Source organism: Kitasatospora sp. NPDC059795 (assembly GCF_042732175.1).
Taxonomy (GTDB): Bacteria; Actinomycetota; Actinomycetes; order Streptomycetales; family Streptomycetaceae; genus Kitasatospora.
Genome location: NZ_JBHWID010000001.1, coordinates 558,709 through 584,536 on the forward strand (window position 1 = coordinate 558,709; position 25,828 = coordinate 584,536).

General features: G+C 71.0%; 25 protein-coding genes and 4 tRNA genes. 13 read left to right on the plus strand and 16 right to left on the minus strand.

Going from position 1 to position 25,828, the window contains the following annotated elements:
• Positions 1-43 precede the first annotated feature (43 nt).
• On the minus strand, positions 44-1,291 hold the full coding sequence (locus ACFV4P_RS02625; RefSeq protein WP_380466504.1) for an IS110 family transposase: 1,248 nt from the start codon (positions 1,289-1,291) through the stop codon (positions 44-46).
• Positions 1,292-1,520: 229 nt separating this feature from the next.
• On the opposite strand from ACFV4P_RS02625, the gene ACFV4P_RS02630 reads away from it, so the two are divergent.
• The 3 genes from ACFV4P_RS02630 (at position 1,521) to ACFV4P_RS02640 (ending at position 4,052) form a co-directional block, all read left to right on the plus strand.
• Entirely contained in the window at positions 1,521-1,769 is a 249-nt protein-coding gene (locus ACFV4P_RS02630; protein ID WP_380466506.1) for a hypothetical protein, read from the plus strand.
• An 81-nt stretch (positions 1,770-1,850) separates the two neighbouring features.
• Positions 1,851-3,428 (plus strand): ISL3 family transposase, encoded by a 1,578-nt coding sequence (locus tag ACFV4P_RS02635; protein WP_380467109.1) that lies wholly within the window; start codon positions 1,851-1,853, stop codon positions 3,426-3,428.
• A 498-nt stretch (positions 3,429-3,926) separates the two neighbouring features.
• A complete protein-coding gene (locus ACFV4P_RS02640; RefSeq protein ID WP_380466508.1) occupies positions 3,927-4,052 on the plus strand; it encodes a hypothetical protein in 126 nt (41 codons plus the stop codon).
• Between the two features lie 37 nt (positions 4,053-4,089).
• Here ACFV4P_RS02640 and ACFV4P_RS02645 read toward each other — a convergent pair whose 3' ends face one another.
• Both ACFV4P_RS02645 and ACFV4P_RS02650 read right to left on the minus strand, forming a co-directional pair.
• Positions 4,090-4,641 carry an RNA polymerase sigma factor gene (locus tag ACFV4P_RS02645; RefSeq protein WP_380466510.1) on the minus strand — a complete coding sequence of 184 codons (552 nt, stop codon included), beginning with the start codon at positions 4,639-4,641 and terminating at the stop codon, positions 4,090-4,092.
• On the minus strand, positions 4,638-4,949 hold the full coding sequence (locus ACFV4P_RS02650; RefSeq protein ID WP_380466512.1) for a hypothetical protein: 312 nt from the start codon (positions 4,947-4,949) through the stop codon (positions 4,638-4,640). Before ACFV4P_RS02650 ends, ACFV4P_RS02645 begins: the two co-directional genes overlap by 4 nt.
• A gap of 488 nt (positions 4,950-5,437) precedes the next feature.
• Between ACFV4P_RS02650 and ACFV4P_RS02655 the strand changes: the two genes are divergently transcribed.
• The 8 genes from ACFV4P_RS02655 (at position 5,438) to ACFV4P_RS02690 (ending at position 12,359) form a co-directional block, all read left to right on the plus strand.
• The gene (locus ACFV4P_RS02655; protein WP_380466514.1) at positions 5,438-7,270 is read left to right on the plus strand and encodes a hypothetical protein; all 1,833 of its coding nucleotides are present in this window, start codon (positions 5,438-5,440) and stop codon (positions 7,268-7,270) included.
• 581 nt (positions 7,271-7,851) lie between these two features.
• Positions 7,852-8,703, plus strand: a complete 852-nt coding sequence (locus tag ACFV4P_RS02660) for a hypothetical protein (protein ID WP_380466516.1) — start codon at positions 7,852-7,854, stop codon at positions 8,701-8,703.
• Between the two features lie 44 nt (positions 8,704-8,747).
• Complete coding sequence (locus ACFV4P_RS02665) at positions 8,748-9,356, plus strand: hypothetical protein (protein WP_380466518.1); 609 nt, start codon at positions 8,748-8,750, stop codon at positions 9,354-9,356.
• Between the two features lie 126 nt (positions 9,357-9,482).
• Positions 9,483-9,905: a head decoration protein gene (locus ACFV4P_RS02670; protein ID WP_380466520.1), complete on the plus strand. Its 423-nt coding sequence runs from the start codon at positions 9,483-9,485 to the stop codon at positions 9,903-9,905.
• A 14-nt stretch (positions 9,906-9,919) separates the two neighbouring features.
• The gene (locus tag ACFV4P_RS02675) at positions 9,920-10,966 is read left to right on the plus strand and encodes a major capsid protein (protein WP_380466521.1); all 1,047 of its coding nucleotides are present in this window, start codon (positions 9,920-9,922) and stop codon (positions 10,964-10,966) included.
• A complete protein-coding gene (locus tag ACFV4P_RS02680; protein WP_380466523.1) occupies positions 10,963-11,187 on the plus strand; it encodes a hypothetical protein in 225 nt (74 codons plus the stop codon). The genes ACFV4P_RS02675 and ACFV4P_RS02680 overlap by 4 nt, the downstream gene beginning before the upstream one ends.
• Before the next feature lie 78 nt (positions 11,188-11,265).
• Complete coding sequence (locus ACFV4P_RS02685; protein WP_380466524.1) at positions 11,266-11,595, plus strand: hypothetical protein; 330 nt, start codon at positions 11,266-11,268, stop codon at positions 11,593-11,595.
• Complete coding sequence (locus tag ACFV4P_RS02690) at positions 11,592-12,359, plus strand: hypothetical protein (protein WP_380466526.1); 768 nt, start codon at positions 11,592-11,594, stop codon at positions 12,357-12,359. The genes ACFV4P_RS02685 and ACFV4P_RS02690 overlap by 4 nt, the downstream gene beginning before the upstream one ends.
• Before the next feature lie 10 nt (positions 12,360-12,369).
• Here ACFV4P_RS02690 and ACFV4P_RS02695 read toward each other — a convergent pair whose 3' ends face one another.
• The 9 genes from ACFV4P_RS02695 to ACFV4P_RS02735 form a co-directional block, all read right to left on the minus strand.
• Positions 12,370-14,184: an IS481 family transposase gene (locus ACFV4P_RS02695; protein ID WP_380466527.1), complete on the minus strand. Its 1,815-nt coding sequence runs from the start codon at positions 14,182-14,184 to the stop codon at positions 12,370-12,372.
• A 192-nt stretch (positions 14,185-14,376) separates the two neighbouring features.
• Positions 14,377-14,459, minus strand: a tRNA-Tyr gene (locus ACFV4P_RS02700).
• 1 nt (position 14,460) lies between these two features.
• Positions 14,461-14,555: transfer RNA gene (locus ACFV4P_RS02705), tRNA-Ser, on the minus strand.
• A 19-nt stretch (positions 14,556-14,574) separates the two neighbouring features.
• Positions 14,575-14,659 (minus strand) — tRNA-Ser (locus ACFV4P_RS02710).
• Between the two features lie 10 nt (positions 14,660-14,669).
• Positions 14,670-14,742: transfer RNA gene (locus ACFV4P_RS02715), tRNA-Gln, on the minus strand.
• A gap of 749 nt (positions 14,743-15,491) precedes the next feature.
• Entirely contained in the window at positions 15,492-17,558 is a 2,067-nt protein-coding gene (gene fxlM, locus ACFV4P_RS02720; RefSeq protein ID WP_380466529.1) for a methyltransferase, FxLD system, read from the minus strand.
• A 19-nt stretch (positions 17,559-17,577) separates the two neighbouring features.
• Complete coding sequence (locus tag ACFV4P_RS02725; protein WP_380466530.1) at positions 17,578-18,858, minus strand: lanthionine synthetase C family protein; 1,281 nt, start codon at positions 18,856-18,858, stop codon at positions 17,578-17,580.
• A complete protein-coding gene (locus ACFV4P_RS02730; RefSeq protein ID WP_380466532.1) occupies positions 18,855-21,953 on the minus strand; it encodes a lantibiotic dehydratase in 3,099 nt (1,032 codons plus the stop codon). Before ACFV4P_RS02730 ends, ACFV4P_RS02725 begins: the two co-directional genes overlap by 4 nt.
• 103 nt (positions 21,954-22,056) lie before the next feature.
• Positions 22,057-22,212 (minus strand): FxLD family lanthipeptide, encoded by a 156-nt coding sequence (locus tag ACFV4P_RS02735; protein ID WP_363484082.1) that lies wholly within the window; start codon positions 22,210-22,212, stop codon positions 22,057-22,059.
• A gap of 360 nt (positions 22,213-22,572) precedes the next feature.
• Between ACFV4P_RS02735 and ACFV4P_RS02740 the strand changes: the two genes are divergently transcribed.
• Entirely contained in the window at positions 22,573-23,124 is a 552-nt protein-coding gene (locus tag ACFV4P_RS02740) for a hypothetical protein (RefSeq protein WP_380466534.1), read from the plus strand.
• A gap of 22 nt (positions 23,125-23,146) precedes the next feature.
• Here ACFV4P_RS02740 and ACFV4P_RS02745 read toward each other — a convergent pair whose 3' ends face one another.
• From ACFV4P_RS02745 to ACFV4P_RS02755, 3 genes are read right to left on the minus strand one after another with little or no spacing between them, the layout of a single operon-like run.
• On the minus strand, positions 23,147-23,995 hold the full coding sequence (locus tag ACFV4P_RS02745) for a DUF5753 domain-containing protein (RefSeq protein ID WP_380466536.1): 849 nt from the start codon (positions 23,993-23,995) through the stop codon (positions 23,147-23,149).
• Between the two features lie 25 nt (positions 23,996-24,020).
• Complete coding sequence (locus tag ACFV4P_RS02750) at positions 24,021-24,545, minus strand: DUF6879 family protein (protein WP_380466538.1); 525 nt, start codon at positions 24,543-24,545, stop codon at positions 24,021-24,023.
• Positions 24,517-24,759 (minus strand): hypothetical protein, encoded by a 243-nt coding sequence (locus ACFV4P_RS02755; protein WP_380466540.1) that lies wholly within the window; start codon positions 24,757-24,759, stop codon positions 24,517-24,519. Before ACFV4P_RS02755 ends, ACFV4P_RS02750 begins: the two co-directional genes overlap by 29 nt.
• Positions 24,760-25,251: 492 nt before the next feature.
• Here ACFV4P_RS02755 and ACFV4P_RS02760 point away from each other — a divergent pair, with 492 nt between their 5' ends.
• On the plus strand, positions 25,252-25,488 hold the full coding sequence (locus ACFV4P_RS02760) for a DUF397 domain-containing protein (protein ID WP_380466541.1): 237 nt from the start codon (positions 25,252-25,254) through the stop codon (positions 25,486-25,488).
• Positions 25,489-25,589: 101 nt separating this feature from the next.
• On the opposite strand, the gene ACFV4P_RS02765 is transcribed toward ACFV4P_RS02760, so the two are convergent.
• A complete protein-coding gene (locus tag ACFV4P_RS02765) occupies positions 25,590-25,808 on the minus strand; it encodes a DUF397 domain-containing protein (protein WP_380466543.1) in 219 nt (72 codons plus the stop codon).
• Positions 25,809-25,828 lie beyond the last annotated feature (20 nt).

Below are 25,828 nucleotides of genomic sequence, written 5' to 3' on the forward strand. Positions count from 1 at the left end.
AGGCGTTCTCCCGGCCCGGCCGCCCGTCCGCCGACCCGGGGGGTCAGCCGGTCGGCGTCACGGGAGCACGCGGCCAGACGGAGGCGTCGAACTCCTCGTCGTGACGCAGGCAGTGGTGCAGCGACGACAGCAGCCGGGCGAACAGGCGGCGCAGTGCCGCCGTGTGCCGGTCGCCCGCTGCGCGCCGGCGGTCGTAGTAGGCGCGGCACTCCGGGGATTTGGTCAGCGTGGAGAACGCCCAGTGGTGCCCGTAGGCGGCGAGGCGCTTGTTCGCGGCGATCCGGCGGTGCAGCACCTTGCGGGAGCTGCCACTCGCCCAGGTGAAGGGGCGGGCGCCGGCGTAGGCGGCCATGCCCTTCGCGGTGGCGAACCGGTCCGGGTCGTCGCCGAGTTCGGCGAGCAGCCGGGACCCAGTGAGAAGGCCGACACCGGGGAACGACCGGTAGATCGCGAACTGGGGGTGCTGGACGAACAGCTCGCCGGCGGCGTGGGCGAAGTCCTCGGCGCTGGCACACGCCTCGGACAGGAGCCGCACGGTGGCGCGGACTTCGCGGCCGAGTGCGTCTTCCACCATGGGCGGGTTGCGGAGGACGTGGACGCGAAACAGCGCGTGCAGCCGTTCGGTCTCTGAGTCCAGCAGGCGGGTCCGGCCGGCGCGTTCGAGGGCGGCACGGATCTGTCGGCGCGTCAGGCGAGCGGCGCTGCCGCTGGTCGACGCGAGCGCGATGACCTCCCGGGCCTCGGGCCGGAACAGGCGGCCGTCGAGGTGCGCCCAGGCCGTGACCGCCGCAGGGTGGACGGCCCGGAGCTGGGACCGGAGCTGGAGGTAGTGGTGCTGCCGGGTCCGGACGGCGCGCAGCTGTGCGCGGGTCAACGCGCCGACGGCCGCGGCGAGGTCGGTGTTGCGGTGCAGTGGCCGGTGGAGGTGGCTGTCGGTGCGGAGGATGTTGGCCAGCAGCGCGGCATCGCCCGAGTCCGACTTCTTCAGGTTCCCCGGGTTGATGCGGCCCCGGTAGCGGGCCATGGTGGCCGGGTGCACGGGCACCACGGTCTGTCCGTGTGCGCGCAGCGCGGCGACGAGAAGGCCGCGGCTGACCTCGATGGCGACGGGCACCGACTTCCGGGAGAAGCTGTGGCCGGTGCGGAGTGCGGACAGCACTGCCAGGGCTTCGCGGATGCCGGCGGGGGTGGCTTCGAAGCGGTGGGCGGCGAGGACCTTTCCGGTCCGGTCGACCACGGCCAGGTCGTTGAGTTTCTCCGACCAGTCGATGCCTGCGGTGAAAGCCCCCATGTCGCCCCCCTTGGCTTGTCGAAGGCGGGCCGTCGAACTCCCCCGGCCCGCTGGTCACGGCACAGCTCGGGACGTGAACGGGGGAGGCGGCGGCCCGCCTTCGTGGCACATGCGCTGGCCACGTCCTGGACCATAGGGCCAGGCGGGCAAAAGTAGCAAACGTTCTCGAAAGGGACTTTTCGTTTTCTTGGCCTGCCAACAGTTCGAACACCCTGCTACCTTCCCGATCATGAAGATCACGGGGCGGCAGCGGATAGCCGTGGAGGCCGGCAGCGCGCTGCTGGTGCTGGGCGGAATCGTCGGCGGAATCGTGGCGTTCTCCGGCGGCCCGAAGCCGCCGGCCGAGGGTAGCCCGGAGTGGGTGCAGGCGCTCGATGTGAAGACGAAGAGGTCGGCGGACCTCGGCCGTGATTTTGTCGGGTCATATGGGTTCAGGCACGGATTCCGTGAAGTGGATCGTGCCGCCGTGCGCCGGTGACGCTCCGTCATCCTGGGCGTCATCCTTCAGTCGTGTGAGACCTTGACGGAGTTGGTGTTCCCGCATCTGGTAACGGTGCTGGTGGAACACGTGGTGGTAGAGAGCGGCGTGCTGCGGATCGCGGCGAGCACGAAGGGTGGGACGTCGGCCGCGTGTCCGGGGTGCGGGGCATCGTCAAGGCGGGTGCACAGCCGCTACGGACGCAGGATCGCCGATGTTCCGGTCGGCACCCGGCCGGTACTCATCGAGTTGTCGGTGCGCCGCCTGTTCTGCGACAACAGCGGCTGCGCGAGAGTGACCTTCGCCGAACAGGTTGAGGGACTGACCAGCCGCTACGGCCGGCGAACGCCCCTTCTGCAGCGGATCGTCGGTGCTCTTGGTGTTGTCCTGGCCGCTCGCACCGTGGTCCGGCTGGGGCTGGTGCTGGGCATCGCGGTCAGCCGGATGACCGTCCTTCGAGTGGTGATGGCGCTACCGGAGCCGAGCTGGGCGGTGCCGCGGGTGCTCGGAGTGGACGAGTTCGCGACCAGGAAGGGGCGTCGGTACGGCACGATCCTGATCGACTGCGAGACCCACCAGCCCCTGGACCTGCTGCCCGACCGCGAGGCCGAGACCCTGGCCGCATGGCTGCGCGAGCACCCCGGCGTCGAGATCGTCTGCCGCGACCGCGCGGCGTTCTTCGCCGAAGGTGCCCGCACCGGCGCCCCGCAGGCCCAGCACTGCGCAGACAGGTGGCATGTCTGGCACAACCTCGGCGAAGCCGTCGAACGGCTGGTCTCCCACCACCGCGTTCTCCTGCGCGACCTCGTCGAGCCGATGCCTTCGCCCGAACCCGAACCCGTGCCGACCTCCATGGGCCAGGAGCCGGCCGAGACCTACCCCGCAGGGAAGTTCCTCGACCGGCTCCGAGACACCCACGCGGCGGTCCGCGCTCAGGTCGAACAGGGCCTGAGCCTGCGCGAAGTCGCCCGCCGGCTCGGGCTGGGCCGCAACACGGTGCGCAAGTACGCCCGCGCGGCCAGCCCGGAGGCGATGCTGCACGGCCAGTGGCAGGACCGGATCAGCAAACTCGACCGCTACCGGCCCTACCTGGAGCAACGGATCGCCGAGGGCTGCACCAACCTGTCGACCCTCCACCGCGAGCTGCAAGAACGCGGGGCCCGCTGTGCCTACAGCACCCTGCGCGACTACGTCCAGCCGCTGCGTCCCGGGCGCCAGCCCGCAGCCACGCGTCCGCCGATGGCCCGGCCACCCTCCCCCCGCGAAGCCACCCGATGGATCATGAGCCACCCCGACCACCTGCGCGACGACGACCAGCTACGGCTCAAGACGCTGCTGGCCCGCTCGCCCGAGCTCGCGGCCGCCATCACCCACGTCCGGACGTTCGCGACCATCATGACCAACCGTGAAGGAGAACGGCTGCGCGGATGGATCGCAGATGTCTGTGCCGATCAGCAGTGCGGGCTGGTCTCCTTCGCCACCGGGCTGATCACCGACCTCGACGCCGTCGTCCTCGGCATGAGCACCGAATGGTCCTCCGGCCCCGTCGAGGGCCGCGTCAACGATCTCAAAGCCCTCAAGCGCAGCATGTTCGGCAGAGCGAAACTTCCACTGCTGCGCAAGCGGCTCCTCCTGATCGCGGCCAGCCGCCGACCCTAACCTCTTGCGCCTCGGGCCTGGCGGTCCAGGTACTCGATGAGTCGTGTCTCCGAACGCAGAAGCCGTTCTCGCTGCTCAGGCAGAAGAGACGCGAGGAGGTCGACCAGTACTCGCTCCCGCGGGACGTGCACCATGTTGCCGGAGTAGATCCGGCAAGTGGGACACCAGGCGAGCCCGATACACCGCTCGAACATCGAGGACTCGGGCGAATGAAAACGGTACTGGTAGGAACTGACGGGCGTTCTGCAGTCAGCACAGACGCGTCGATCACCGTCGGGAATCGTGTCCCAGCTCCCGACCTTTCGCCAATGCTGTCGCCCGGCTGGTGCTCTTCAAGTCGTCATGTCGAACATTCTCGCGCACAGAACTCTGCCCGGCGCAGCGGCCCGAGCAGAACTCCGGCCGACCACGAAACGTAACCGACTCTTGGCCACCTTCACGGAATCCGTGCCTGAACCACTTCACCCCGGTGAAAACATCGGCCGCGTCCACCGCGACATGATCCGAGGCCGCGGCCAGGAGCCCACCGACGAGCTGTGCGCGGTGGCGTGGGGCAAGCTCGACGGCGGGCAGCAGCAGGACTTGGATGAGCGCGCGTTCACCGGCGGCTGCCGGATGAGCTGACGATTGCAGGTGATCGCGGCACCGGCGTCCGGAGCTCCTACGCCTGAACTTCTTGTTCGCGCTGCTGGGCAAGTCGCTTACGCGCCGCTGATAGGTGCACCGCCACAGTGGAGGGATTGATCCGCAGGGCACGAGCTATCTCATCGTGCGTCATTCCGTAGACCGTGCTCATCAGCAGGATCTCGCGCTGCCGTTGGGGGAGTTGATCGATCAGGGGCGTGACTGACAGCAGTTCGTCGATGTTGGACATCGGGTCCTCGAACGCGTTCGTTCCATCTCCCGCATCGGCAGAAATCTCGCGAATCTCGCGACGGTGGCTCTGGCGGTGGTGATCGACCACTCTGTTCCGGACTGCCCTGTAGGCGTAGGCCAGAGGGGACTGGACGTTACGAATCTCATCCCACCGCCTGTATATCGAGATGAGGGCCTCCTGTACCAAGTCCTCCGCGACGGTGCCGTCGAGCTGATAGCGATGCCTGGCGTAGGCCAGGAGCTTGGGGGCGGACTGCCTGTAGAAGTCCTCGAACACGACCGGCAGGGCCGGGGCGTCCGCCCCGGCCCTGCCGCTGTCCGTGATTTCGTTCGTCACGCCTTGCCGGAGCTGTTCAAGCTCCAGCTGAACTCGATCTTGCCGTTGGGCGCCAGCCACTTGAGCGTGTGCATCGCGGCCATAACGGTCATCTGGACGGTCAGGCTGACCGCGCTGCCGACCTGGATGTGGTTGACCCATGGGGTCCACGGTTCAGGCGCGAGGTGAACGTACTCGATGAGGACAGTGCCGGTGAGCGTCGCGGGGGCGATCCAACGCTGACCGCCGCGGACCAGCTCGCGGACATCTCGCTCCGCTCGGGCGGTCGCTGGGGCCCCCCTATCTGACGTGCTCCTTCGCTCTTCCATCTTGTTACTCCACTGTCTTGTCGCCGTGGAACACCACCTGGCGGGCTCCGGGTAGTTGCCGCGCAGGTGGGTCGGCCTGGTGGCCTGGTAGTGCGATTCAATCCTCATGGATGTGATCACTCAAAGGCAATCAGACATCACTCTTCGCAGTCATTTTTTGGCATAACGACAGCGCCGACCACCGATGCGTGGTAGGCGTCGTGCTGGGGGTCTGGCTGTCGGCAACTCTTCCCGGAGCCCGACAGCCAGACCGGCGACAGACAGAGTTGTCAGTCACCCTCTATGACGTTCGGGGCACTCGGTTCCTTTAGTGCCTGCGCAAAGTCTTTTGAAAAACTTGCATGGCCCGATGCTGAAGGCTCTGCTCGGCCGGTCCATGGGCACCGCTCCGCCTCTCGGCCCGCCGAGCGAGGAAAGGGTCCGTACCTCCATTCGCCATCTAGGCTGGTCTTCAGCGCGGGGGCGTGGTTGCCCGGAGGGAAGCGCCCGTGGGGCTTCGTGAGTTGATCATCGACGCGTGGTCGTGGCTGAACTACAAGCCGGTGCTGTCCGCGCCGATCCGAAGCGGCGTCGGCCCCTTCGGGGACTTGGCCGGCGGGTGGGTGCCGCTGGAGGATCTGCGGCGCTTGCAGGCGTACAAGGTCCTTGCCGCCTACGACCAGGGGCAGGCCGGGCAGCTCGCCTTCGCCGCCGGCGACGAGGCGGGCCTTGACCGGCGGGAGCTGGGCGACCCGGCGAAGCTCATCGCCGCGGCGCTGGGATACCTCCTTGGCGCGTCCCAGCAGATCGTCGTTCCGGGAGCCGAGGGCAACCAGGACGACGCCGATACGCCCGGGGCGCAGGCGGCGTCGGAGGTGCAGAAGCGGCTGAGGGACTGGGCGCGGCGGGAGCTGCTGCCGCTGCGGATGCAGCAGTGCGAGCGGGCCGCGGTGCGTTCCGGTGACGGCGTGTACACCCTCGCGTGGGACCCGCAGGCCGGGCGGCCGGTGCTGCGGACCATGGATCCCGGGTTCTTCTTCCCCGAGTGGGGGGACGAAGTCGATGCGGCCGAGTTCCCCGCCAGGGTCCACTTCGCGTGGGAGCTGCCGGAGGACCCGCGCACCGGCAGCAAGGCCCGGTTGCGGAGGATCACGTACGAGCTGGGGCCGATCGGGGCGGCGACCCGGTCGGTGCCGGCGTCGGGGAAGGCCGGTGCGCACCGGGAGTGGGTGACCGGCCCGGACGGCGGGCAGGTCCTGCCCGCCGGAGACGCCGCGGACCCGGTCAGCGGGCTGATCAGCCGCATCTACCCCTGGGCACCCGGCAAGCCGTCGCCGGTCACCTGCTACCTCACCGACGCGGAGTGGCTTCTCGAAGACCTCAAGGCCAGGCACGACGTCTACAACCTGCCCGCCGACAAGGCCGTCTACCGGGTTCGCGCGGACGGCGAAGCCCTCCAAGGGCTGGACCTGCAGATCGACTTCTTGCCGGTGGTGCACGTCACCAACGGGATTCCCGACGCCGGCGAGCACTGGGGGCAGCCCGTCATCGCCCGGGTGATGCAGGTGCTGGACGAGATCGCCGCCACCGACACGGACTCGTCGGCGGCCTCGGCGACCACTGGGCAGCCGCTGCTGGCCGTCTCCGGAGTCCGGACGCAGAAGGACCGCGCCACCGGCGCGCCGCTGCCGATCGAGGTCAAGCCGGGCACGGTCATCTCGCTGGGCGACGGCGGGTCGATGACCGTGCTGGACACGTCCGCGCAACTCGCCGAACTGCGGGAGCGCACCGACCACCTCCTCGACCGGCTCGCCGGGAACAGCAGGCTCACCTCGTCCGGGTTGGGCACGTTGCAGCCCTCCCAGGTGCCGTCCGGGTACGCGCTGGCGCTGGCGCTCGGCCCCCTGGAATCCCTCGTCGGGGAGATGCGGCTGGCCCGCGCCCACAAGTACGTGCTCCTCTTCAAGATGGTCGGGCGCCTGTATCAGGCCGGACGGGTCGAGGGCTGGCCCGCGGGTGAACTCCCGGCTGCCGAGTTGGTGTGGGGGCCGCACATGCCGACCGACCGGACCGCCACCCTGGACGAGGTCGTGAAGGGCATCGGCGCCGGGGTGCTCAGTCTGGAGACCGCGGTGCGGATGCTCGCCTCGGCCGGCTACCCCATCGAGGACGCCGCCGCCGAGGTCCGCCGGATCAGGCAGGCCAGCTTCGAGGCTGCCGCCCGGCTGGCCGATGCGACCGGCGACAACGAAGCGGTCAGGCAGTTCCTCGGCCTGGGCCCGGTCGGACCGCAGCTGCCGAAGGTGCCGCAGCCCGCCAGCCCTGGGGCCGCCGTGGAGTGACGCGCGCAGGCCGGCTCCTCACCACCCCTGCGGCAAGCTGCTGCCGGGACAGGAGCCGCCCGGCCTGCCGTAGTTGGCCGGGGTGACCTGCACAGCTGCACCCTCGGCCAGCTCGCCAGCCTGCACCGGCGAGGCCCTGGAAGGCCCCCCAGAGACCGCAGGAACGGTCCTGCATCCTGGGAGTCTCCAAGATCGCGACGGTCCGCCCAAGGGCCCTTCAGGGCCTCCCGGCGTTGCCTCCGGTCCGCCGTGTTGCCGCAGGTCCCGTACTGCGCGAGACCAGGGTGCCCTGCACCGGCCGAACGGTCACCCGCCCGTCTTCGCCGCGCCCGCCCACCGGCCAACGGCGGGTGCCGTCGAGGCTCCGCGCTCAGTCCGATGGGGGGTAGGGGGGAAGGTACTGAGAGAGGAAAAGACTAGGCACAGAAAGGGGTTCCCGTTCGGGAACTCCTGGGTTCCCCGTTGGGAACCTGCTGGGTTCCCGCCTGGGAACCCATGCCGAAAGACGTGGTGGGTTCCCGAACGGGAACCCACCAGAAAAGACGGTGGAGGTAGAGCAGCCGGATCGCTACCGTGCCAGCATGCCGAAGAGCCCGAAGCCGCCCCGCCACGAGGAGCAGGCCGCCGAAGCCCTCGTCAACCACGTCCTCGGAACCGAGACACGAGAGCGCGACGACAACTCCAAGCCCGGCATGCCCGACCTCCTTCTCGCCGATCCTGGCCGGGCGGAGCCGCACGTCGCGGTGGAGATCACCTCCACCGTGGATCAGGAGCTGGCCCGGCTCTGGGGCTTCGTCGACAAGATGCACGTCGGCACCGTCCACGACGAGCTGTCCGTGGGCTGGTCCGTCGAGTTCTCCCCGAACGCCCCGGTCGGGCGGGCGGAGGCGAAGCAGCTGGTGCAGCTCCTCGCGGACCTGGAGCGCCGGGGAATTGACCGGGTCAGCACCCGCGAACCGGACGCCCAGACGCCCACCTCCGACCCAGACTTCCAGCCCATCGCCCGCCTCCGAACGCTCGGGCTTCGGGCCGTCGCCCAGATCGGCTCCGGTCCCGAGGTGCGCGGCCAGATCATCCCCGTCACCCTCGCCACAGGAGTAGCGTCCGCATCAGCCGACGCCATCACCCCGTACATCGACGCCTTCCTGCAGACCAGCACCGCCGGCAATAAGCTCGGCAAGCTCCAGCGGGCCAAGGACAGCGGCCTGCTCGCCGTGCTGTTCGTCTGGGCGGACTCTTCCCACCTGAGCGTCGGCATGGCGCTCCACAACGCCTTCCATCCCGAAGGCGACCCGGCGGTGCCGCAGCAGGTCGACGAACTGTGGCTGGCCAGCTACTTCGCCCCCGACACCCTGTTCCGGTGGACCAGAACATTTGGGTGGGTCGTCGTCCCGGTGCCCGGGGTGTTCGCCACCGACCCGCAAGCGGGGTAGCTACACTGATCGCTGGCGCGGGGGCGCTCTTCTGGAGGAATCCGATGACTGCCCCCTTGCCCGCGGCCGTCCCGCCCACCGGAGACCCGGCTGCCACCGATTCCGGCAGCACCCTGATCACGCAGGACAGCCTGAGCCAGCTCCTGGCCCGCGAGAAGTCCCAGGGTGGGCGCGCCGCCGTCAAGAAGCTGGTCGCCGACCTCGGCTTCGCCGACGCCTCCGCCCTGTCGACCTGGGTCGAAGGTCAGCGCGCCGCCGAACAGGCCGCCCTCTCCGAGGTCGAGCGCCGCGAGAACGCTGCCGCCCAGCGGGAGCAGGCCGCCCTCCAGCGCGAGCAGCAGGCCATCGACCGCCTCAACCAGGCCGTCCGGCACTCGGTGCTGAGCCGACTCGGTGCGACCGGCCAGAACCTGGACGACGCGATCCGTCTCCTCGACGTACCGGCCGACGCCGACCAGCAGGCCGTCACCGACGCTGCCGGGTCCCTGGCCGAGCGCCGTCCCGAGCTGTTCGCCGCCACCAGCCCGGTCACCCCGCCCCCGGCCCCGGGCGGCTCCCCGGCCGGCGGGCCGCCGCCGCGCGGCCACAACGCCCAGCCCGCCGGATCGGCGGGCCTGGACATGGCCAAGCGCCGCGGCTACCTGGCGACCTGACCGCCCGTCGAACCCCCGGCCTGACCCGGCAGCACCCCGGGACGGGGACCACGCCCCACCCCCCGACGTGGACGGCACCACCAGCAGGTGAGTGCGTGACCGCCAGCACCACGAAGGCGATCACCCTTGACCATCCAGCCGATCACCACCTCGGTGACGTACACCGCGAACCGCCCCTGGCTCGCCTCCCTGCACGGCACCGACCAGACCGAGACCGTCACCCTCGACGCCTCCAAGCTGACCGCCGGCACCCACTACGTCACCTCGGCCGACCCCGCCCAGCCCTACAGCCGTCTGCTGTCCGGCCTGCCCCTCGGACGGATCACCGCGTCCGGCCTGTACGGCCCGTACGACCCGGCCGCCGCCGACGGCCGCCAGGTACTCGCCGGCCTGGTCTTCGACGAGACCCTGTTCGCGCCGGGCCAGCCGAAGATCCCGTGCGCCCTGCTGTGGCACGGCGTCGCCCGCGCCGCCAAGGTCCCCGGCGGCATCGACCCGACGAAGGTCACGTTCTCGCCTGCGGGCGGCGCGCTGATCCGGTTCGTGTGACGGGGGCCTGAGCGATGACGATTCAGGAACTCATCAAGGGCGTCACCGCCCACGACCTCACCACGTTCGCCCGTTCGATCCCGAGCCCGGACGACTTCCTGCTGACCAGCACCGTCTTCCCGACCCTGGTCACCCACGAGGTCAAGTGGCGCATCAAGAGCAACGGACGGCGCGTCAACACCGCCAAGTACCGCGCCTACGACAGCTCGGTGCCGTTCGCGGACCGCACCGCGTGGGAGACCACGAAGGAAGGACTGCTGCCCGCGCTCGGCCAGAAGCTCATCGTTGGCGAGCAGCAGCAGATCCTCCTGGAGCAGTCGCACGGAGCCGACCAGGACCGGCTGCTGGAACTGCTGTACGACGACGCGGAGCGGCACGTCGAAGCGATCCGATCCCGCCTCGAACTCGCCGCGGGGGACGTCCTCGTGGACGGCAAGTTCACCCTCAACAACGAAGCCGGGCTGACCATCGAGATCGACTTCGGCGTCCCGGCCGGCAACATGCCGGTGGCGCCCAAGCCGTGGTCCGACCCCACCTCCGACCCGATCCGCGACGAACTGACCTGGATCCAGTACCTCGACGACCAGGGCGCACCCGAACCGGAGATGGTCCTCACCTCCCGGCGCGCCCTGTCCTACCTGGCCACCAACAACGCCTACCGGGCCGCGTACTTCGGCACGTCGGCGGCGAACACCCCCACCCAGTCCCTGAACCCCGGCCAGGTCAACACCGTCCGCGCCAACTACGGCCTGCCGCCCGTCACGATCTACCGCGGCCAGGTCAACGTCGACGACGTCGCCACGAAGGTCATCCCCGACGACCGGTGGATCATGCTGCCGCCCGACCGCGCGAAGTGGGGCCAGACCGTGTTCGGCGTCACCGCCGAAGCCCTGGTCCTCACCCGCGGCACCAACCCGGAGATCGTGAAGGAGGACGCCCCCGGCATCATCCTCACCCGCGGCGCCCAGGACGACCCGGTCCAGATCTGGACCAAGGGCGCCGCCGTGGCGATGCCGATCCTCCACACCCCCGATTGCCACATCGTGGCGAAGGTCCTGTGACGGCCGGCAAGCGGCTCGCCGCCGCCGTCCACGTCCAGCACCCCACCAGCGGGGAGCGGCTGGTCCTCCTGCCCGGCGACCCGGTACCGCCCGAGATCGCCGAGCTGATCACCCACCCCGACGCCTTCCTCCCCGACCCCGACGAAGACGACAACGCCGAGAACAGCGGCCCGCCGGCGAAGCCGACACGGAGCCGCAAGACCCGTACCGACAACGAGTAGCCACCGCGCCGCCGGACCGGCACCCCAACACCCCAGGGGCACCGGTCCGGCGGCGCACCCCGGAGAACGGACCCGCCCATGGACCCCGCCGCCCTGGCCTGGCTCCTCGCCCAACTCGGCCCCAGCACCGACACCGACGACCTCACCGCCCGCCACCACCGCCTCGGCACCGCCCGCGCCGTCGCGCTCGAAGTCCTTGCCGAGCGTCGGGCCGCGCTGCTCGCCGACCCGCTGCGCCTGGTCGTGGACGGCGTCGTCACCATGGACCGCACCGGCAACCTCACTGGCCTCGAACGCCAACTCGCCGCCCTCAACGACACCGTGGGGCCCGATGACACCCCGGCCGACGCGGACACCGGCCACCAGATCGAGGCCGTGCCGATCCGGCCCCCACGGCGGCCCCGGTGACCCGCCGGTCCTCCCCGCACCGCCAGAGCACCAGTGCCGCGGCGGCCACGACCGCCGACGACCTCACCACGGCCTGGCGGCACCTCGCCGCCGCACAAGCTGCCGTCCTCACCGCCATCGCCGCCCGCCGACGCGCCCAAGCCGCCCGCGCCCTGGCCCAGTTCACCAGCGCGCTCCAGGGCTTCCAGAGGGCCGTCGAGACGGCCGTCCACGACTTCGCCCACCAGACGGTGCTTGCTATGTACGAGCAAGGAGCCGCCACCGCGGCCGCCACCCTCGGCACGGCCTTCACCTGGACCAGCAGCCACCAGCACGCCCTGCAAGCCCTCACCGCCGACACCTACACGGACATGCTCCGCCACTCCCAGCAGACCGTCCGCCGCGCCGGCCAGTTCTACCGGGCCGCCCGTGCCGCCGCACGCCAGCAGATCCCCACCGCCCTGACCGGCCGTACCGCACTCCAGGCCGCCAAGGCCCTCGCCGACCAACTCGCCGCCGCCCACCCCCTCGACCGAGTCGTCTACCGCAACGGGGCGCGGATGCCCGTCCGCGCGTGGGCCGAAGCCGCCACCCTCGCCCGGACCGCCGTCGCCTACAACACCGGCACCCTCACCGTCGCCCGCGAACACGACGTCCGGTTCGTCGAGGTCTTCGACGGCTCCGACTGCGGATGGACCAGCCACCCCGACCCCGACAAGGCCGCCCGGACGCTGCGCACCGTTGAGGATGCCGCCCTGATGTGTGAGGGCTCAGGAGATCCTTGACGTTCCGTTCTCAGGAGTTGCTTGACGGTTTCTGGCGGGACTGGCGGCTGGGCCACGCCTTGATCCGGGTGACGGGCTTGTCGGTGGTGCGCGGGTGGACGGCCAGTTCCTCGCCGTCGTGGACGACCCGGAAGTGGGTGTCCTCCACGATGATCTTCACGACCTTGCCCCTGTTCGGGTAGCCGAGCTTCAGGACTTGGCGGGCCACCATCACTCGGCCGCTGGTGTCGACCAGCCGCTCGACGACCAGAGGACCAGCGGGTGCGCCCGTCGGCAGCGGTCCCTGGGCGGCCCGGACACCCATGAGCTTGGGGACCTGGTCCACCGGGATGGGCAGCGGCATGGTCTTGACGACCTTGCCGTCGCTGATCACGTGGAGGAGACGGTCGTCCATCCGCAGCAGCACGCGGCCGCCCGCCAGTGTCCGGGACAGCATCACGTCCCGCTCGCCGAGCCCGACGATGCCATCACGGTTGACTGTCCGTTCGACCTCGACGTCCGTTCCCGGCGGGAGCAGGATCCGTCCCTGGTGCCGTGGCAGTGCCGGAGCTGCCGGCGGCGGCCCTGCCGGGCGGCCCTGGAACTTCTCCTTGAGCGCGTGCAGGTCCTCCAAGGAGGCCCGGGAGGCGATGGTCTTCAGCAGGTATCCCTCCATGGTGATGTGGATGCTGCGGTCATCGGCCCAGAGCGTGATGGTCCTGCCCGCGTAGGCCGGGCCGACCCAGATGTCCTGGCCGCCGTTGAAGAGTGCGAAGTGACCGGACGGCGGGACCGTCCGCTCGAACTCGATGGCTCCGGCCACGACGGGCCACCGCACGGGTTCCCGGGGCTGTTCGACCGTCGGCGGGGCGGCCTGGTGCGGGATCGCGGCGGGCAGGGCTTCTGCGGCTTTAAGGGACGCTGCCGCGTCGGCCCGGGACGGCCGGAATCGGCTGGCTGGGGTGGCCATGTCCAGGGACTGGTGCGGGCGCGCGTGGTTGTAGCTGTGGACCCACGCGTTGACCGCCTCCTGGGCCGCCATGACGGAGGGGAACGGGGCGACCTGGTCCAGGAACTCCCGCCGGAGCGTGCTGTGGAAGCGTTCGATCTTCCCGGTGGTGGTCGGCGACCGGGTCTTGGTGAGCCGCTGGACGATGCCGTTCTCCCGGCAGATGCGCTCGAACAGCACCTCCGCGGGACGCGGTTTGGTGAAGCGGCCGGTGAACTGCTTGCCGTTGTCCGTGAGCATCTCCGTCGGCACCCCGTACTTCTGCATCGCGGCGACGAACGCCGCCGCGACGTGCCGGCCGGTCGGGCGGACCACCACCTCGGCGACAACCAGGTAGCGGGAGTGGTCGTCGATGCCGGTGACCAGCTTGCATTCCCTTCCGTCGGCCAGCGGGATGCCGGACACGATGTCCATCTGCCACAGCTGCATCGGAGCGTCCCGTTGCCACCGCCGGTACTTGCGCTTGTGCTCCTGCGGCTGGTGGTCGACCAGTCCGTTGCGGGACAGCACCCGGTGCACCGTCGCCCGCGACGGCACGGGCTCGACGTTGCGGCGCCCCAGCTCGAAGACGATTCGCCGGGCGCCCCACCGCGGGTGCTGTCGGCGGAGCTCGCAGATCAGGGCCTCCACGTCCGCCAGCAGCTTGGCCGGGCTGTGATGCGGTCGCCGCGACCGGTCCTTCAGCCCTTCGACGCCGAGCTCCTGGTACCGCTTCCGCCAGGCGTGCACGGACTGCCGCGACACCCCGTACCTCAACGCCACCTCGACCACCGGTGCCCCGTCGAGCGCCTCCAGCACGGCCCGGTACCTGTGCTCCACCAGCTCTTGCGGTTCCATCCCGCCCCCTTCTCCGGGCAGAACAACGAGCCGACAGTGTCAAGGATGTGGCGATGACGGAACGTCAAGGATCTCCTGAGCCCTCACACATCAGCCCAGTGGCCGATCGCGCACCCCCGCTGCACCCGCGGCTTCGGACTCCGCGCCGACACATCGGCAGTGCCTGAGTGGTGAGCGGGGACGGCCAGATGTTGGTGGGCGAGGCCGGGTTCGAACCGGCACAGCCGAAGCGGGGGCTTTACAGGCCCTTGGGCTCTCCAGTGCTCAGCTCGCCCTTGGCGGAGGAAGTGGGGGTCGAACCCACACGGGCGCTCGCGCACCCCAACGGTTTTCGAGACCGAGGCCGGCGCCACCTGTCGGCTGGCTCCTCCATGAACTGCGGTTGTCGCGCGGAGAGTGCGCGGATCGAACGCGCGCGGGCTTTCACCCGACGACGGCTTAGCAAGCCGCTGCCTTGCCACTCGGCCAACTCTCCTGGTGCTGCGCTGCCGGACGAGGATTCGAACCCCGAACTTCCTGATCCAGAGTCAGGCGTGCTGCCAGTTGCACCATCCGGCATTGCGGGTGGGCGGCAAGAAGAAAGGCCGCCCGGACGGGACTTCCCCGTGGGCGGCCGGGCGCTGTCGGGCCCGTCTACCGCGAGGAGGGAAGTCCCTGGCTCTGGGAGCTTGAGGAACGCTGATACGACTGGCTGCTGCTCATCTGGCGTTCCTCTCCGCTGGGCGCTGCCGGGCTGATGCCCATACTCTGCGGCAGGGCCGGGGCCGTGGGCAACGGGTTTTCCCTGGCGTGCATCCGTGCCCGTCGTGTGGCCGCACGCCTTCCGCTCCTGCGAGACGGTCTCACGGGCCTGACAGACATACACGTGGGCCGCCCCGTGGACCTACTCGCGAACAGCAGGACCGAGAACGCCCTGAACGTTCCGGCGACGGACGAGTCGATGGTGGACACAGCCCTCGCTTTCTAGGACGGTGCCGGACAGTTCGAGGGCCCGAAGGCCGGCATCGACATACGGGAACTCCTGGACGATGCCGCGTGACGGAAGGCGCGTCCGCTCATGGTGCTGGTCTCTCTCAGGCCGCCGTGCCGGGCGCGCGCCACTGCGGGCTCGGCACGGCGTGCTGCTACTTGCTCTGCTTGTGCCAGTTGTCCCACCTTGCGACGGTCGGCAGCACGCTGGCGCCGTCGGTGAGGTTGAGCTGTCGGCGAGTTCGGTGGACGGCAGACGACGTCGCCCGCTGCGGAATTGGTGGGCTTCTACGAGTGCCCTGATGGCACTGCGGCTCCGAGTGAAGTGATGGCGACGGCTACCAGCTGATGGTGAGTTGTGTGGTGGGCCGGGTGATCCGGTCCCCCTCTTCGAGTTGGGCGCCGGGGAGCTCGGCGGGGTACGCGGTGACGGTCGGTTGAGCGGGTCGCGTCCGGCTCCAGCGGTGCAGGAGGTCGGCGAGCTGCGCGGCCAGGTCGTGGTGGAGCGGGCCGCTGGTGACGATGCCCAGTTCGTCGGCGTCGTCGGTGACCGGGCGGGTGGTGAGGTAGGCGAGGGTGCCGTCGTCGTAGAGGGCTGCGCCGGACCAGCGGATGGCGGGGTCGGCGAGGCCGAGGCTGCGGGCGGAGGGTCCGACGGAGAGCTTGCCGAAGCTCGGGCCGGAGTCGATGGTGGCGAGCCAGAGGTCGAGGTGGGCGGCCGGCTCGTCGTGCCGTACCTGGATGCCCGTCCACTGCTGGTGGGCGGGGTGGGTCAGGGCTTTGGCGAGGGCGTCCCGGTCGGGGTGGTCGTCGGCGTCGACCTTCAGGATGGCGTCGGCTGCGAGGCGGACGTGGATCTCGCCCATCTCGGCCGAGCCACGAAGGGGGACGAACCCGCAAACAGCGGCGTTGGTGGACACCATGCGGTCGTCGGCGGTTCGGGTGAGGGCGAGGGAGCGGGTCAGGCCGCTTCCGTGCAGACGCAGGGGGACCACGAGGCGTCCGCCGGGGGCGAGTTGATCCCACCACGCGGCGGGGATGTCCCACGCGCCGGCGGTGACGATGATCCTGTCGAACGGTGCCAACTCGGGGGCGCCGAGAGCACCGTCGCGGCACAGGACGGTGACCTGGTTGTATCCGGCGGCGGCGAGGTGGGCGCGGCCGGATTCAGCGAGGTCTTCGTCAAGCTCGATCGTCACCACGCGGCCATCCGGGCCGACGAGTTCGGCGAGGAGGGCGGCGTTGATGCCGGTGGCCGTGCCGATCTCCAGTACGCGTTGCCCGGGGGCGGCCTGGAGTTGTTCGAGCATGGTGGCGACGACGTTGGGGCCGGAGGCGGAGGAGAGCGCGGTGCCGTCCGGTCCGCGCTTGGTGACGACCGGCTTGGGCGTGTACGCGGTGGCGAGGTCGACTTCGGGGAGGAACAGGTGCCGGGGGACGGTGAGGAACGCGTCCCGGACCGCGTCGGTGCGGAAGGTACCGAAGCTGTCGATCTTGGCGACGAGGGCCTGTCGCAGGGCGCGCGGGTCGGCGGAGTTGTCGTTGTGCACGGTGGGTGGCCTGACTGTCGTGGGCTGGGGTTGGGCGGTCGGCGCCGTTGCGGTGGAGCCGGGTTGGCGGTGGAAGACGATGCGGCTCGCGGCGGTGGCGAGCAGGGCCTGCTGTTCGGCGGAGATGCCGAGCCGGTTGAAGGCGAACAGCAGGTGGTCGGCGAGGACGGCGCGCAGGCCGCGGCTCAGGTGGCCTCGGTTGTTCAGCGCGGCGAGGGCGTGGCCGGCGTCCTCGAAAGCGGCGGGCCAGGCGGGGGCGTGGGAGAGCGGGCTGTCGGGGTTGTCGCGTTCCGCGGTGAGGAGCAGCTGCACGCTGGTCAGGAGCGGTACGGACGGCTGCGGGGTGGTGTCGGTGACGCGGTGTTCGGCAACGAGGGACCAGATGTCGCCCTGCTCGTAGAAGTCCTGTCCGGCGGCGCGCATCAGGCGGGTGGCCAGCCGCACCGCGATCACGTGCCGGTGGTCGGGCCCGCCGGCGGTGCGGGCGAGGTGCGAGAGGACGCGCCGGCTGTCGCTGTGGAAGAGCCGGTGGGCGACGGCCATGGCGTCGCGGCCGCCGAAGCGGCGGATCTCCGGCTCGTAGACCACGCCGCGGGCGTGGGAGCGGAGTTGGGGGAGCGCCGCGAGTTGTGTGCCGAGCGCGGCGGCGTCCTGGTGGCGGCCGGGGACGGGACGGAAGCGCAGTCGCCAGGTCTCGCGTTTGCGGACGAACCACCAGGTGCCGAGCGCCCCGGCGTCCTCGGCCTGGGCAAGCAGCGGGAGGAGATCGTGGACGGCGGCGTGTTCGGCATCCTGCCAGGTGTCGTAGGTGAGGTTGACCTGCTGCCAGGGGAAGTTCGGCGGGGTGCCGGTCATGGTGTGCCGTGTCCTTTCGTCAGCAGATCAGGAGGCAGGTGGGCCAGCTGCCGGCGGTGCCGGTGGCGACGGTGTGGAGCGTCAGGGCGATGCCCGCGCTGCCCTCGATGAGTCCGGGGTGGTCCTGGTGGGGGAGGTTGCGGGTGTGGTCGAGGAGGTGTCGGAGGACCTGGTCGAGGTGTTGGGTGATACGGGGTGTGGCGGCGTCGGCGGCGGCGTGCCATGCGGTGGCGAGGACTCCGGCCCAGCCGTGGCACAGGGCCGGGTCGGTGATGCTGGCGAGCTGGCGGGGGTCGGCCAGGCACTGGGCGAGCGCGTCTTCGGCCGCGAGTTGGCGGGTGGTGTCGCCGAGGGCGATGGCGGCCAGCTGCTGGGCGCGCGCGATCCCTGGTGTGCCGTAGCACCAGGAGGGCCGGGCCGGACCTTCCTGGCGGCACCGCCCGGCCTGCAGCTCGCCGAGGGTGAGGCGCTCGGGCCACCAGGTTCCGGCGGGGGACGACTGCTGCCAGGTGTCCAGGTGCCAGCAGATGGTGTCGATCGCCTCGCGGTGCCCGTCGACGGTGACGCCCTGGCGCAGTGCCAGAGAGAGCAGGGCGAGCGGGCCGGTGATGCCGTGGGCCATGCCGAAGTTGGCGTGCCCGTCGGCGAACGCGGCGTCACGCTGCGGGCCGGTGGGGAGGTCGGCCGTCCACCAACCCGGCGCGCGCGGCCCGGCCGCGTCGGCGGCCGGGATCGGCCGGGCGAGGTGGACCAGGTAGGCCAGGACGCGACCCATCCGCTCGGAGCCGGGGTCGCGGTGCAGCAGGTGGGCGCCGATCCCTGCCAGTCCTCGGGTGAGGTCGAACTCGTACTGCGAGGGCCGCCGGGCGGCGCGCATCCGTTCTGCGGCTACTTCGAGCCGGGTGTCGACGAGGTCGCCGACGGCGGTGTCCAGGCGGGAGAGCGCGCGCCGGTAGTGGCCGGGGGCTGCGGAGTGAAGGGCGAAGGCGACGGCGGGCGCGCCGAACCACAGCCCGGCACCGTCTCCGGCACTGAGGCCGTCGCCGGTGGCGCGGGTGAGCCACGCGTGGACCGCGGTCATGTCGCCGTCGCCGTGCTGGGCGCGGACGCCGTGCAGGACGGCGACGCCGGCCGCGCCCTTCGACAGCGACTGGTCGCGCCATCGGGGGCTGTCGGGCCGGAAGTCGTCGCCGAAGTCCACCGGCCACGGCGCGGACAGGGCGTCGGTGATGCTGTCGGCGACGGATGCGGCCCGCCGGCGCAGGGCCGCCGTCAGGTGCGGGGTGGTTGGCGTGTTCACCGGCCCTGCCCGTGCTGCCGGTCGGGGCGGTTCGCGGTGTCGGCGAGGGCGACGGACCGGGCCAACTTGTACGTCGTCGCCTCGGAGACCGGGTCGCCGTGGGCGCGGACCTGGTGCAGGTGCAGCAGCGAGCCGAGCACACTCGCGCCGCCGGGCCGGGCAGGGTCCAGGGCAGTGAGGGTCTGGCAGTAGTGGGCCGCCGCGCGGGCGCGGGCCGCCCACGCAGCGGCGAGTTCCGCACCGCCCGCCAGGTCGTGGAGCGCCCCCGGTTCGGCGAGGCGGAGGATGTGGCGGCGTGCCTGGCGATCCTGCGGCAGGGCGCCGGCGGCCAGCTCGGGGTGGTCGAGCAGCCATCGCAGCCCGGCCATTCGGCTGCCGGTGACGGCGGCGGACAGGTCGACCAGACTCGCCGCGGTGAGCGCCTGCGGCGGCACGTCGGCCTGGTTGGCAAGGACTGCGAGTTGTGCGAGGACAGCTGCCGAGTCGGTGGCGAACAGGGCTTCGGCGGCGTCCATCGCCGCGCCGGTGCCGTACCGGCCGGACTCGGGCCGGTAAGTGTCGAAGGTGATCTCGCCTGCCAGGCCCGCGCGGCGCAACTCCTCCGACCAGACGGCCAGGTGTCCGGCGGCCCGCTGCCGGTCGGTGTCGTGGATGCGCAGCCGCAGGTGGGGGCGGGGGTGGCGGTAGCGGACGAACCACCAGCGCGGCGGCGTCTGCCAGCGGGACAGGAGGTTCGGTAGGTGCCGGGTGAGGACGGTGTCGATCGCCTCGCCCGGCCCGTACAGCTTCGCGAACACCACACCACCCCCGTCGCCGGGGCTGTCGCTGCGGCCGGTGATGCGCATCGGGGTGACAGCGGGGAGGAACCGGGGCGCTGCGCGCGGGGGCGCAGTCGGGGTGAGCGGGAAGACGATCTCGTGGGCGCGGCCGCCGCACCAGCCGAGCTCGGCACCGGTCGGTGCCTCGGTCACTGTGACCGGGCCGTCGGCGGCGCGGAGGTGGGATCGGAGGACGGCCAGGTCCATGTCCTGGCCCAGCTCCAGCCGCAGCCGGCGGTCGCCTTCGCCCACGGACACGGTGGCGGGCATCCGCAGCTCCTGGCGGACCTTCTCCCAGGCCGCCGCCCACCGGCCTGCCGGCGCTTCTGGGCCGGGGAGGTGCGCGGGGTCGACCCGCCATCGTGCGGGGGCCAGGACGCTACGGCCGTACCGCAGACGCGGCAGATACGGCAGGCAGACGGCCGCGCCCCAGTCGAAGACGATGATCGCCGGGTGGGTGGAGCGGGGGATCTCGAACAGCAGCCGGGCCAGCGGCGGCATGGTGTGGCGGGCTCCAGCGTGCGGCAGCACAGGCTCCACCACCCGGTTCCGCGAGAGGGAGACGACGTGCAGGCGCGCGCCGTCCGCGACGACAGCCAGGTCCGCCACCGCGATGTGCTGCCCATCGGTGCGGCGGTGTTCGGCGATCGGGATCACGTGCGGCAGCACGCGCGGCACGCGCAGCACGTTCTCACTGCGAATCCGCCGGGGAGGAAAGGAGAGTTGGGCGGCGAGCGCACCGTTCACGCCGACCGGCGGCGAGCCGGCCAGGGCGAGAGCCGGGTGCCGGCCGTCGTCGAGGAGGTCGAAGAACCGGCCCGTAGTGGCGCCGGTGCGGCCGAACCCGGTCACGGCCAACGTGAACTCGCCCCGGTCAACGGCGGCGTCGGACTCGGATAGAACCACCGCGCACAGGTCCACTGCCGTGACCGGCGGTTCGCCCGCCGCCCCGAGGGAGAGACCGACGATCGCCCGGTCGTCAAGGACGACCTCCGTGGCGCGGCTCCAAGCAGCCTGGTGCGCAAGGGCAAGCAGTGCCTCGTCGCGGGGCGTCACCTCCCGCCCGGCGGGCCGGTGGGTGAAGTGGAGGGGGAAGCCGATCCCGCGGGCCGGGTCCGTCAGCTCCACGACCGGCACGGGAGTGCCTGGGCCGTACCGGGCCAGAAAGTCGCGGTGGTACTCGCGCCACGATGCACTGGCGGACCGTCGAGGGGTGAGCCGCATCAGGGCATCCGCCGCAGCGGCGGCCTCGTCGGCCACCTGACGCGGCAGCACCAGCGTGCCGGCGAGCCGGAGATCCACGCAGACGGGCGAATCGACGACGGCGGACAACGCCCGCATCCGGCCGGCGACCACGTGCCGACGCTCCTCGACCCGGCTCCCCGGACGGTCGAGGTCGACGAGACCCGCGTGAACGGCACCCAGTTCCGCGTACAGCGCCTCCGCGTCAGGTAACGCGTCGGCACCGGCCGCCTCCAGCTCGCGCAACAGATGACCGAGAGGGTCGGTGCAGGTCCCCGGAGCCCGCAGGCTGGTGATCAACACACCGGACGCCACCAACTGCCCCACCGCGTGTAACAGCGCCTCGCGGTCAACCCCCGGAAGTTCCGCGGCGACCCTGTCCACCAGGACACCGGCAGCAACAGGCGTCCCGGCCACCTGGCAGATCGCCGCGACGACGGGAAGCAACCGGACGGACACCTCCTCCACCTCGCCGCCCACGCTGCGGACGGCCGCGCCCAGGTGAGGCTGCCAGGGCACCACCAGGCGGTCACCGCGCTCGACAGCGAGGGAGTTGACGACGACCGGTAGCCGCTCGCGCAAGGCGAGAAGTCCTTCGGCGCGGGCGACGACGTCCGCGAGCCACGCCGCATCGGCTCTGGTGCGAAGCCGATGGCGCTCGCCCCAGTCCAGGGCGGTCCTGTCGCTGAAGCGAGCCGGTCCGACGCCCGCGAAGACGCCGAACGGGGTGGCCCGCCCCTTCGCGCGGATCAGGTACCGGGCCACGGAGATGCCTGTGCGGTGCAGTTGAGCCGCGGTGGACGGCGACGAGGCCAGCACATGCCCGACTTGGTCGGCCAGGGCCGGGCTCGCCAGCGAGACGGCTTCACGGACCGCGCGCACGGTCCATACCCCGGCGAGCCAGGTCCGCCACGAGCCGGCGTCGGCAGCATCTCCCGGCCACGGAGAAAGCTCCGTCCCCGCGTCCCACACGCTCGCCCGCCATACCGCCTCCGACAGCGGCCGGTAGTACGGCAGGTGTGCGGCCCTCGCCATCTTCGCCTGCTTTCCGTAGCCTTCGCCGAGACCTGCTCATGGATCTGCCCGGGGCCGGCGGAAGTGGTCACTTCGCAGGCCCCGGGCTCGGGGCAAGGTGGTGTCAGCAGTCGCTGCCCTTGACGGTGTCGCAGCCGTCGTCGGTGGACGACAGCAAAGCCGCGGCCACAGGGCCGGCCGTGACGATGCTGACGTCCAGATCCAGCTCGACCACCTCGGACGGCAGGGCGGCCGTGAGCTGCTTGAACGTGGTAGACATGGCGCTTCCTCCTACGGGTTGGGGCACCTGGTGAAGCCGGGCGCGGCCCGACAACTCTGCGAACCTACGGAACAACCCCAGCGCGACTCAACGAAGTTGCATAGATTTGCACACGAGGAGCCCGCGGTGGAGATGGCGCGCCGACCACGCTGACCGGGACAGTGCGTGCGGACTGCTCGGCGTCCGCGCGGGGACGTCGGTCGCGCCGGGAGACAAGTCCTGGCGGGCTGCGGACAGGCCGCGCCGGGGTGCCTGGTTGTCAGTGCCGTCCGGCAGCATCGCGGCGTGAGCACCAGGACACTGGACACCGGAGCCGGGCACGGCCGAAACTTCCACGGGCTGACCGGGGCCGGTGCCGTGTTGTACATCGCCGAATCCGACGAGCTGAACGCCCTGAAGATCGGCGTCACGAGCCGGGCCAGCCGCACCAGCCGGACCCGGCAGCACGCCCGGCACGGCTGGCGCACGACGGCGGAGATCACCTTCGAGGACGGGCGGCGCGCATTCATCGCGGAGCAGGCCGTGCTGGCGTTTCTGCGCTCGTGCGGCGCGCGTCGGACCCTCGCGCAGGACCAACTGCCGCAGGGCGGCTACACGGAGACCGTGGCGTTCGCCCGAGAGGCCCGCCTGACCGCCGCTCAGCTGCTGGTGGTCGCGCAGGCCGCCGCAGGGATCGTGGAGGCCACCTCGGGGCCGGAGTACATCTTCAGAGCGGCGTGCGCGGAGATCTACGAGGTGGTGACGGCATGGGTCGAGGAACATCAGGCCCTGAAACGCGTGGGCCGGAAACGGGAAGCCGACGAGTTGGCTGCTCGGATGCGGCCCGAGCTGAAGCGCGTCCTCGAATGGACCGCCTCCCTGCGGGAGGCGGTGCAGCGGAAAGCGGCCGCAGCGGGCGGGGGAGAACGCTGACGGGGTCAAGGGCCGCGAGGGCTCATCCGAGGGCGTCGATCGCCGCGGTGATCAGCGCGCGGGCAGCGGCACCGTGGACCGCGAGTCCCGCGAACCGGGCGAACACCTGCGTGTACAGGGCGACATCACTGGGAGCGGTCACCGTGACCTGCGCCGACAGCAGTTCCGTGCCGGCCTGCCGGTCGTCGAAGACGTTGAAGGACTCGGTGGGCCACACGGTGCGGGCCGCGGTGAACGGGATGATGCCCAGGGACACGGACGGCATCGACATGATGGTCAGCAGGTGGCCGAGCTGCCCGGCCATCACCGCCTCGTTGCCGACGCGGTAGCGCAGGACGGACTCCTCGACGACGGCAACCAGGCGGCGCCCGCCTTCGTAGACGAGCCGGGAGCGGGCGAGGCGGGCGTCCACAGCATCGGACACGTCGTCAGGAGTCTGGCGGACATCGGCCACCATGCGCAGCAGGGCGCTGGCGTAGCCCTTCGTCTGCAAGGCCCCGGGGATCACCCGGGAGGAGTAGGCGCGAAAGTGGCTGGTGCGCACGTACAGGGGTACCCGGGCCTCCTGTGCGTGGCGCAGCCCGGTACGGGTGATGCGCCGCCACTCGACGTACAGGGAGTCCGCCGCCCGGTTGGAGGCGATCAGGTCGGGGGCCTGGTCACCGGCGCCGCAGGCCCGGCACCACGTCCGGATGTCCGAGTCGGACGGCGCGGCCTTGGCGTTGAGGATGCGGGAGGTCTTCGCGGCGTGCCAGCCGCAGAGAACTGACAGCTCCCCGCCCTTCAGGCCGGCGTCGCGCATCAGCTCGCCGAGGCGCGCGGCGAGCGCCGCACGGGCCGCCTGGACGCTGGAGGACGGGGAGGTCGACATCGCTGTACTCAGGTGCGGGTGCCGGTCAGATGCTGAACTTCTCGTGCGGCAGGGCCCGTTCCCAGACTGCTTCGAATGCGGTGGCGCACAACAGCGCCACCGCCGGGTCGTCGCTGAACGACGGCCCTGCGGACTCCCCGGCACCGGTGAAGTGGTTGAACCTCACCAACTCGCCGTCGAACAGCCAGAAGTCGTTGCCCGGCAACGGAATGTCCGACGCCTCGCGCCGGTCCAGCCACCGAATCTGCTCTCCCGCAGCGATGTTGGTGAACGTCCCGGAGTGCTCGAAGCGGATGTACTCCGACACGGGCGTGGACACGATCCGGGCGCGGCGGACCTCGACGCCCCGTCTGACGGTCTCCTGGATCGTGGACAGCCACGGGCGCCACCAGGACTCCCGGGCCGCCGGGTCGTGCCGGAAGCCGTCGCGCCAGGCCGCGAACGCCTCCAACTCCTTCGTCACGCTGTAGGAGTCCCGCATCTCCAGGTGAACCGCCGTGGAGTGCGTGGCGGCCAACTGCTCAGCGAACGTGGGCACCTTCGGCTGCATCGCATGCCTTCCTCAAGATCGCCACCATGCGGGCCGGCAGCCGGACCACGTCCTCCCCGTCGGGGATGCTCCCGGTCTCCAAGCACTTGGCGCGCAACTCGTCGTCGGCCTTCCAGCCCTGTACGACGATCTCTCCAGCTTCGTCGTTGTACCAGACCGTCGGGCACTCGTCGTCCCCCGTGTTGGGGTCGATCCCGATGAACCGTAGTGCCATGTCAACTCCCCCTTGCAAGCAGGTTGCGCCGATTTGCACGACGATTCCTGATTGAGCAGAGAGCGTCAAGAAGGCCCCGACCGTGCGGACGCGGAGCGCGGTTCGCGATACACACGAAGGCTCTCGGGGTGTGTGCCGCGCGTCCGGGGCGGGGTGCACCCGGCCCATCCTGTTCCGCAAATCTGCGCAACGTTCTGGCACCACAACCTGCGCCCCGCCTACGGTCGATGACGTCCACGGCGGCCTGGAAGACGCCGGCGAGCTCACGCGGTACATGGGCGTGGCTTCCACCAGCGGCCCAGAGCCTGGGCAGCCCCGACAGCGTCGGCCAGCCCGGCGCAGATGCTGCTCCGGACCCGCCGTCCACGAAGAGAGCGGACCACCGCATGACGAGTTCACCCGGGAGCGCGACCATCACGCGGAGCGGGATACTGGCGGATGCCCGCGCCGGCGCGGGCCCGCCCGTGACCACCCTCGCATCGGAGGCCAGCAGTGCCCGACGAACCGACCCGCCCCCGGCCGCCGAAACCCCACGACCTCGACCTCACCGGAGCGCAGTGGCTGGCAGCCCCGGACGCACCCGACGGCCCGCAGATCGCGTTCGTCGGCGAGTACATCGTGATGCGCCACGGCGCGGACCCGACCGCCCCGCCCCTGGTCTTCGACCAAGGTGAGTGGGCGGCCTTCCAAGACGGGGCGGCTGCCGGAGAGTTCAACAACCTGACCTGACCGGCCAGCTGGGTTCGGTCAGGTTGTGGGGGAGCACCACCGGAATGTTGGCGGACGGGCGTACGGGAGCCGCGGCAACCGGCCGAGGCGGAACTGCCCGGTCAGACCACCGGCACGAGCTGGCCGACGGCGATGGCGGCGAGGAACGCACCGACAGCACCCGGCCGATGAACGTGCGCGGGGCCGTCGGGGTCCTTGCTGTCCCTCACGGCCACGGTGCCGTCGCAGCGTGCCAGTTCGACGCAGTCGTCGTTCGGGTTGCTGGCGGATGCCTTCGTCCACGTCACGGGCAGGGCGGAGGCGGTTGGGTGGAAAGTCATCACGAGCTCCTCGTTTTCGT

Bases quoted from the DNA above. Each gene is read 5' to 3' on its own strand.
- ACFV4P_RS02625 (WP_380466504.1), bottom strand. From the start codon at position 1,291: ATGGGGGCTTTCACCGCAGGCATCGACTGGTCGGAGAAACTCAACGAC.
- ACFV4P_RS02630 (WP_380466506.1), top strand. From the start codon at position 1,521: ATGAAGATCACGGGGCGGCAGCGGATAGCCGTGGAGGCCGGCAGCGCG.
- ACFV4P_RS02640 (WP_380466508.1), top strand. From the start codon at position 3,927: ATGATCCGAGGCCGCGGCCAGGAGCCCACCGACGAGCTGTGCGCGGTG.
- ACFV4P_RS02650 (WP_380466512.1), bottom strand. From the start codon at position 4,949: ATGGAAGAGCGAAGGAGCACGTCAGATAGGGGGGCCCCAGCGACCGCC.
- ACFV4P_RS02660 (WP_380466516.1), top strand. From the start codon at position 7,852: ATGCCGAAGAGCCCGAAGCCGCCCCGCCACGAGGAGCAGGCCGCCGAA.
- ACFV4P_RS02665 (WP_380466518.1), top strand. From the start codon at position 8,748: ATGACTGCCCCCTTGCCCGCGGCCGTCCCGCCCACCGGAGACCCGGCT.
- ACFV4P_RS02675 (WP_380466521.1), top strand. From the start codon at position 9,920: ATGACGATTCAGGAACTCATCAAGGGCGTCACCGCCCACGACCTCACC.
- ACFV4P_RS02685 (WP_380466524.1), top strand. From the start codon at position 11,266: ATGGACCCCGCCGCCCTGGCCTGGCTCCTCGCCCAACTCGGCCCCAGC.
- ACFV4P_RS02695 (WP_380466527.1), bottom strand. From the start codon at position 14,184: ATGGAACCGCAAGAGCTGGTGGAGCACAGGTACCGGGCCGTGCTGGAG.
- fxlM (WP_380466529.1), bottom strand. From the start codon at position 17,558: ATGACCGGCACCCCGCCGAACTTCCCCTGGCAGCAGGTCAACCTCACC.
- ACFV4P_RS02730 (WP_380466532.1), bottom strand. From the start codon at position 21,953: ATGGCGAGGGCCGCACACCTGCCGTACTACCGGCCGCTGTCGGAGGCG.
- ACFV4P_RS02735 (WP_363484082.1), bottom strand. From the start codon at position 22,212: ATGTCTACCACGTTCAAGCAGCTCACGGCCGCCCTGCCGTCCGAGGTG.
- ACFV4P_RS02745 (WP_380466536.1), bottom strand. From the start codon at position 23,995: ATGTCGACCTCCCCGTCCTCCAGCGTCCAGGCGGCCCGTGCGGCGCTC.
- ACFV4P_RS02750 (WP_380466538.1), bottom strand. From the start codon at position 24,545: ATGCAGCCGAAGGTGCCCACGTTCGCTGAGCAGTTGGCCGCCACGCAC.
- ACFV4P_RS02755 (WP_380466540.1), bottom strand. From the start codon at position 24,759: ATGGCACTACGGTTCATCGGGATCGACCCCAACACGGGGGACGACGAG.
- ACFV4P_RS02765 (WP_380466543.1), bottom strand. From the start codon at position 25,808: ATGACTTTCCACCCAACCGCCTCCGCCCTGCCCGTGACGTGGACGAAG.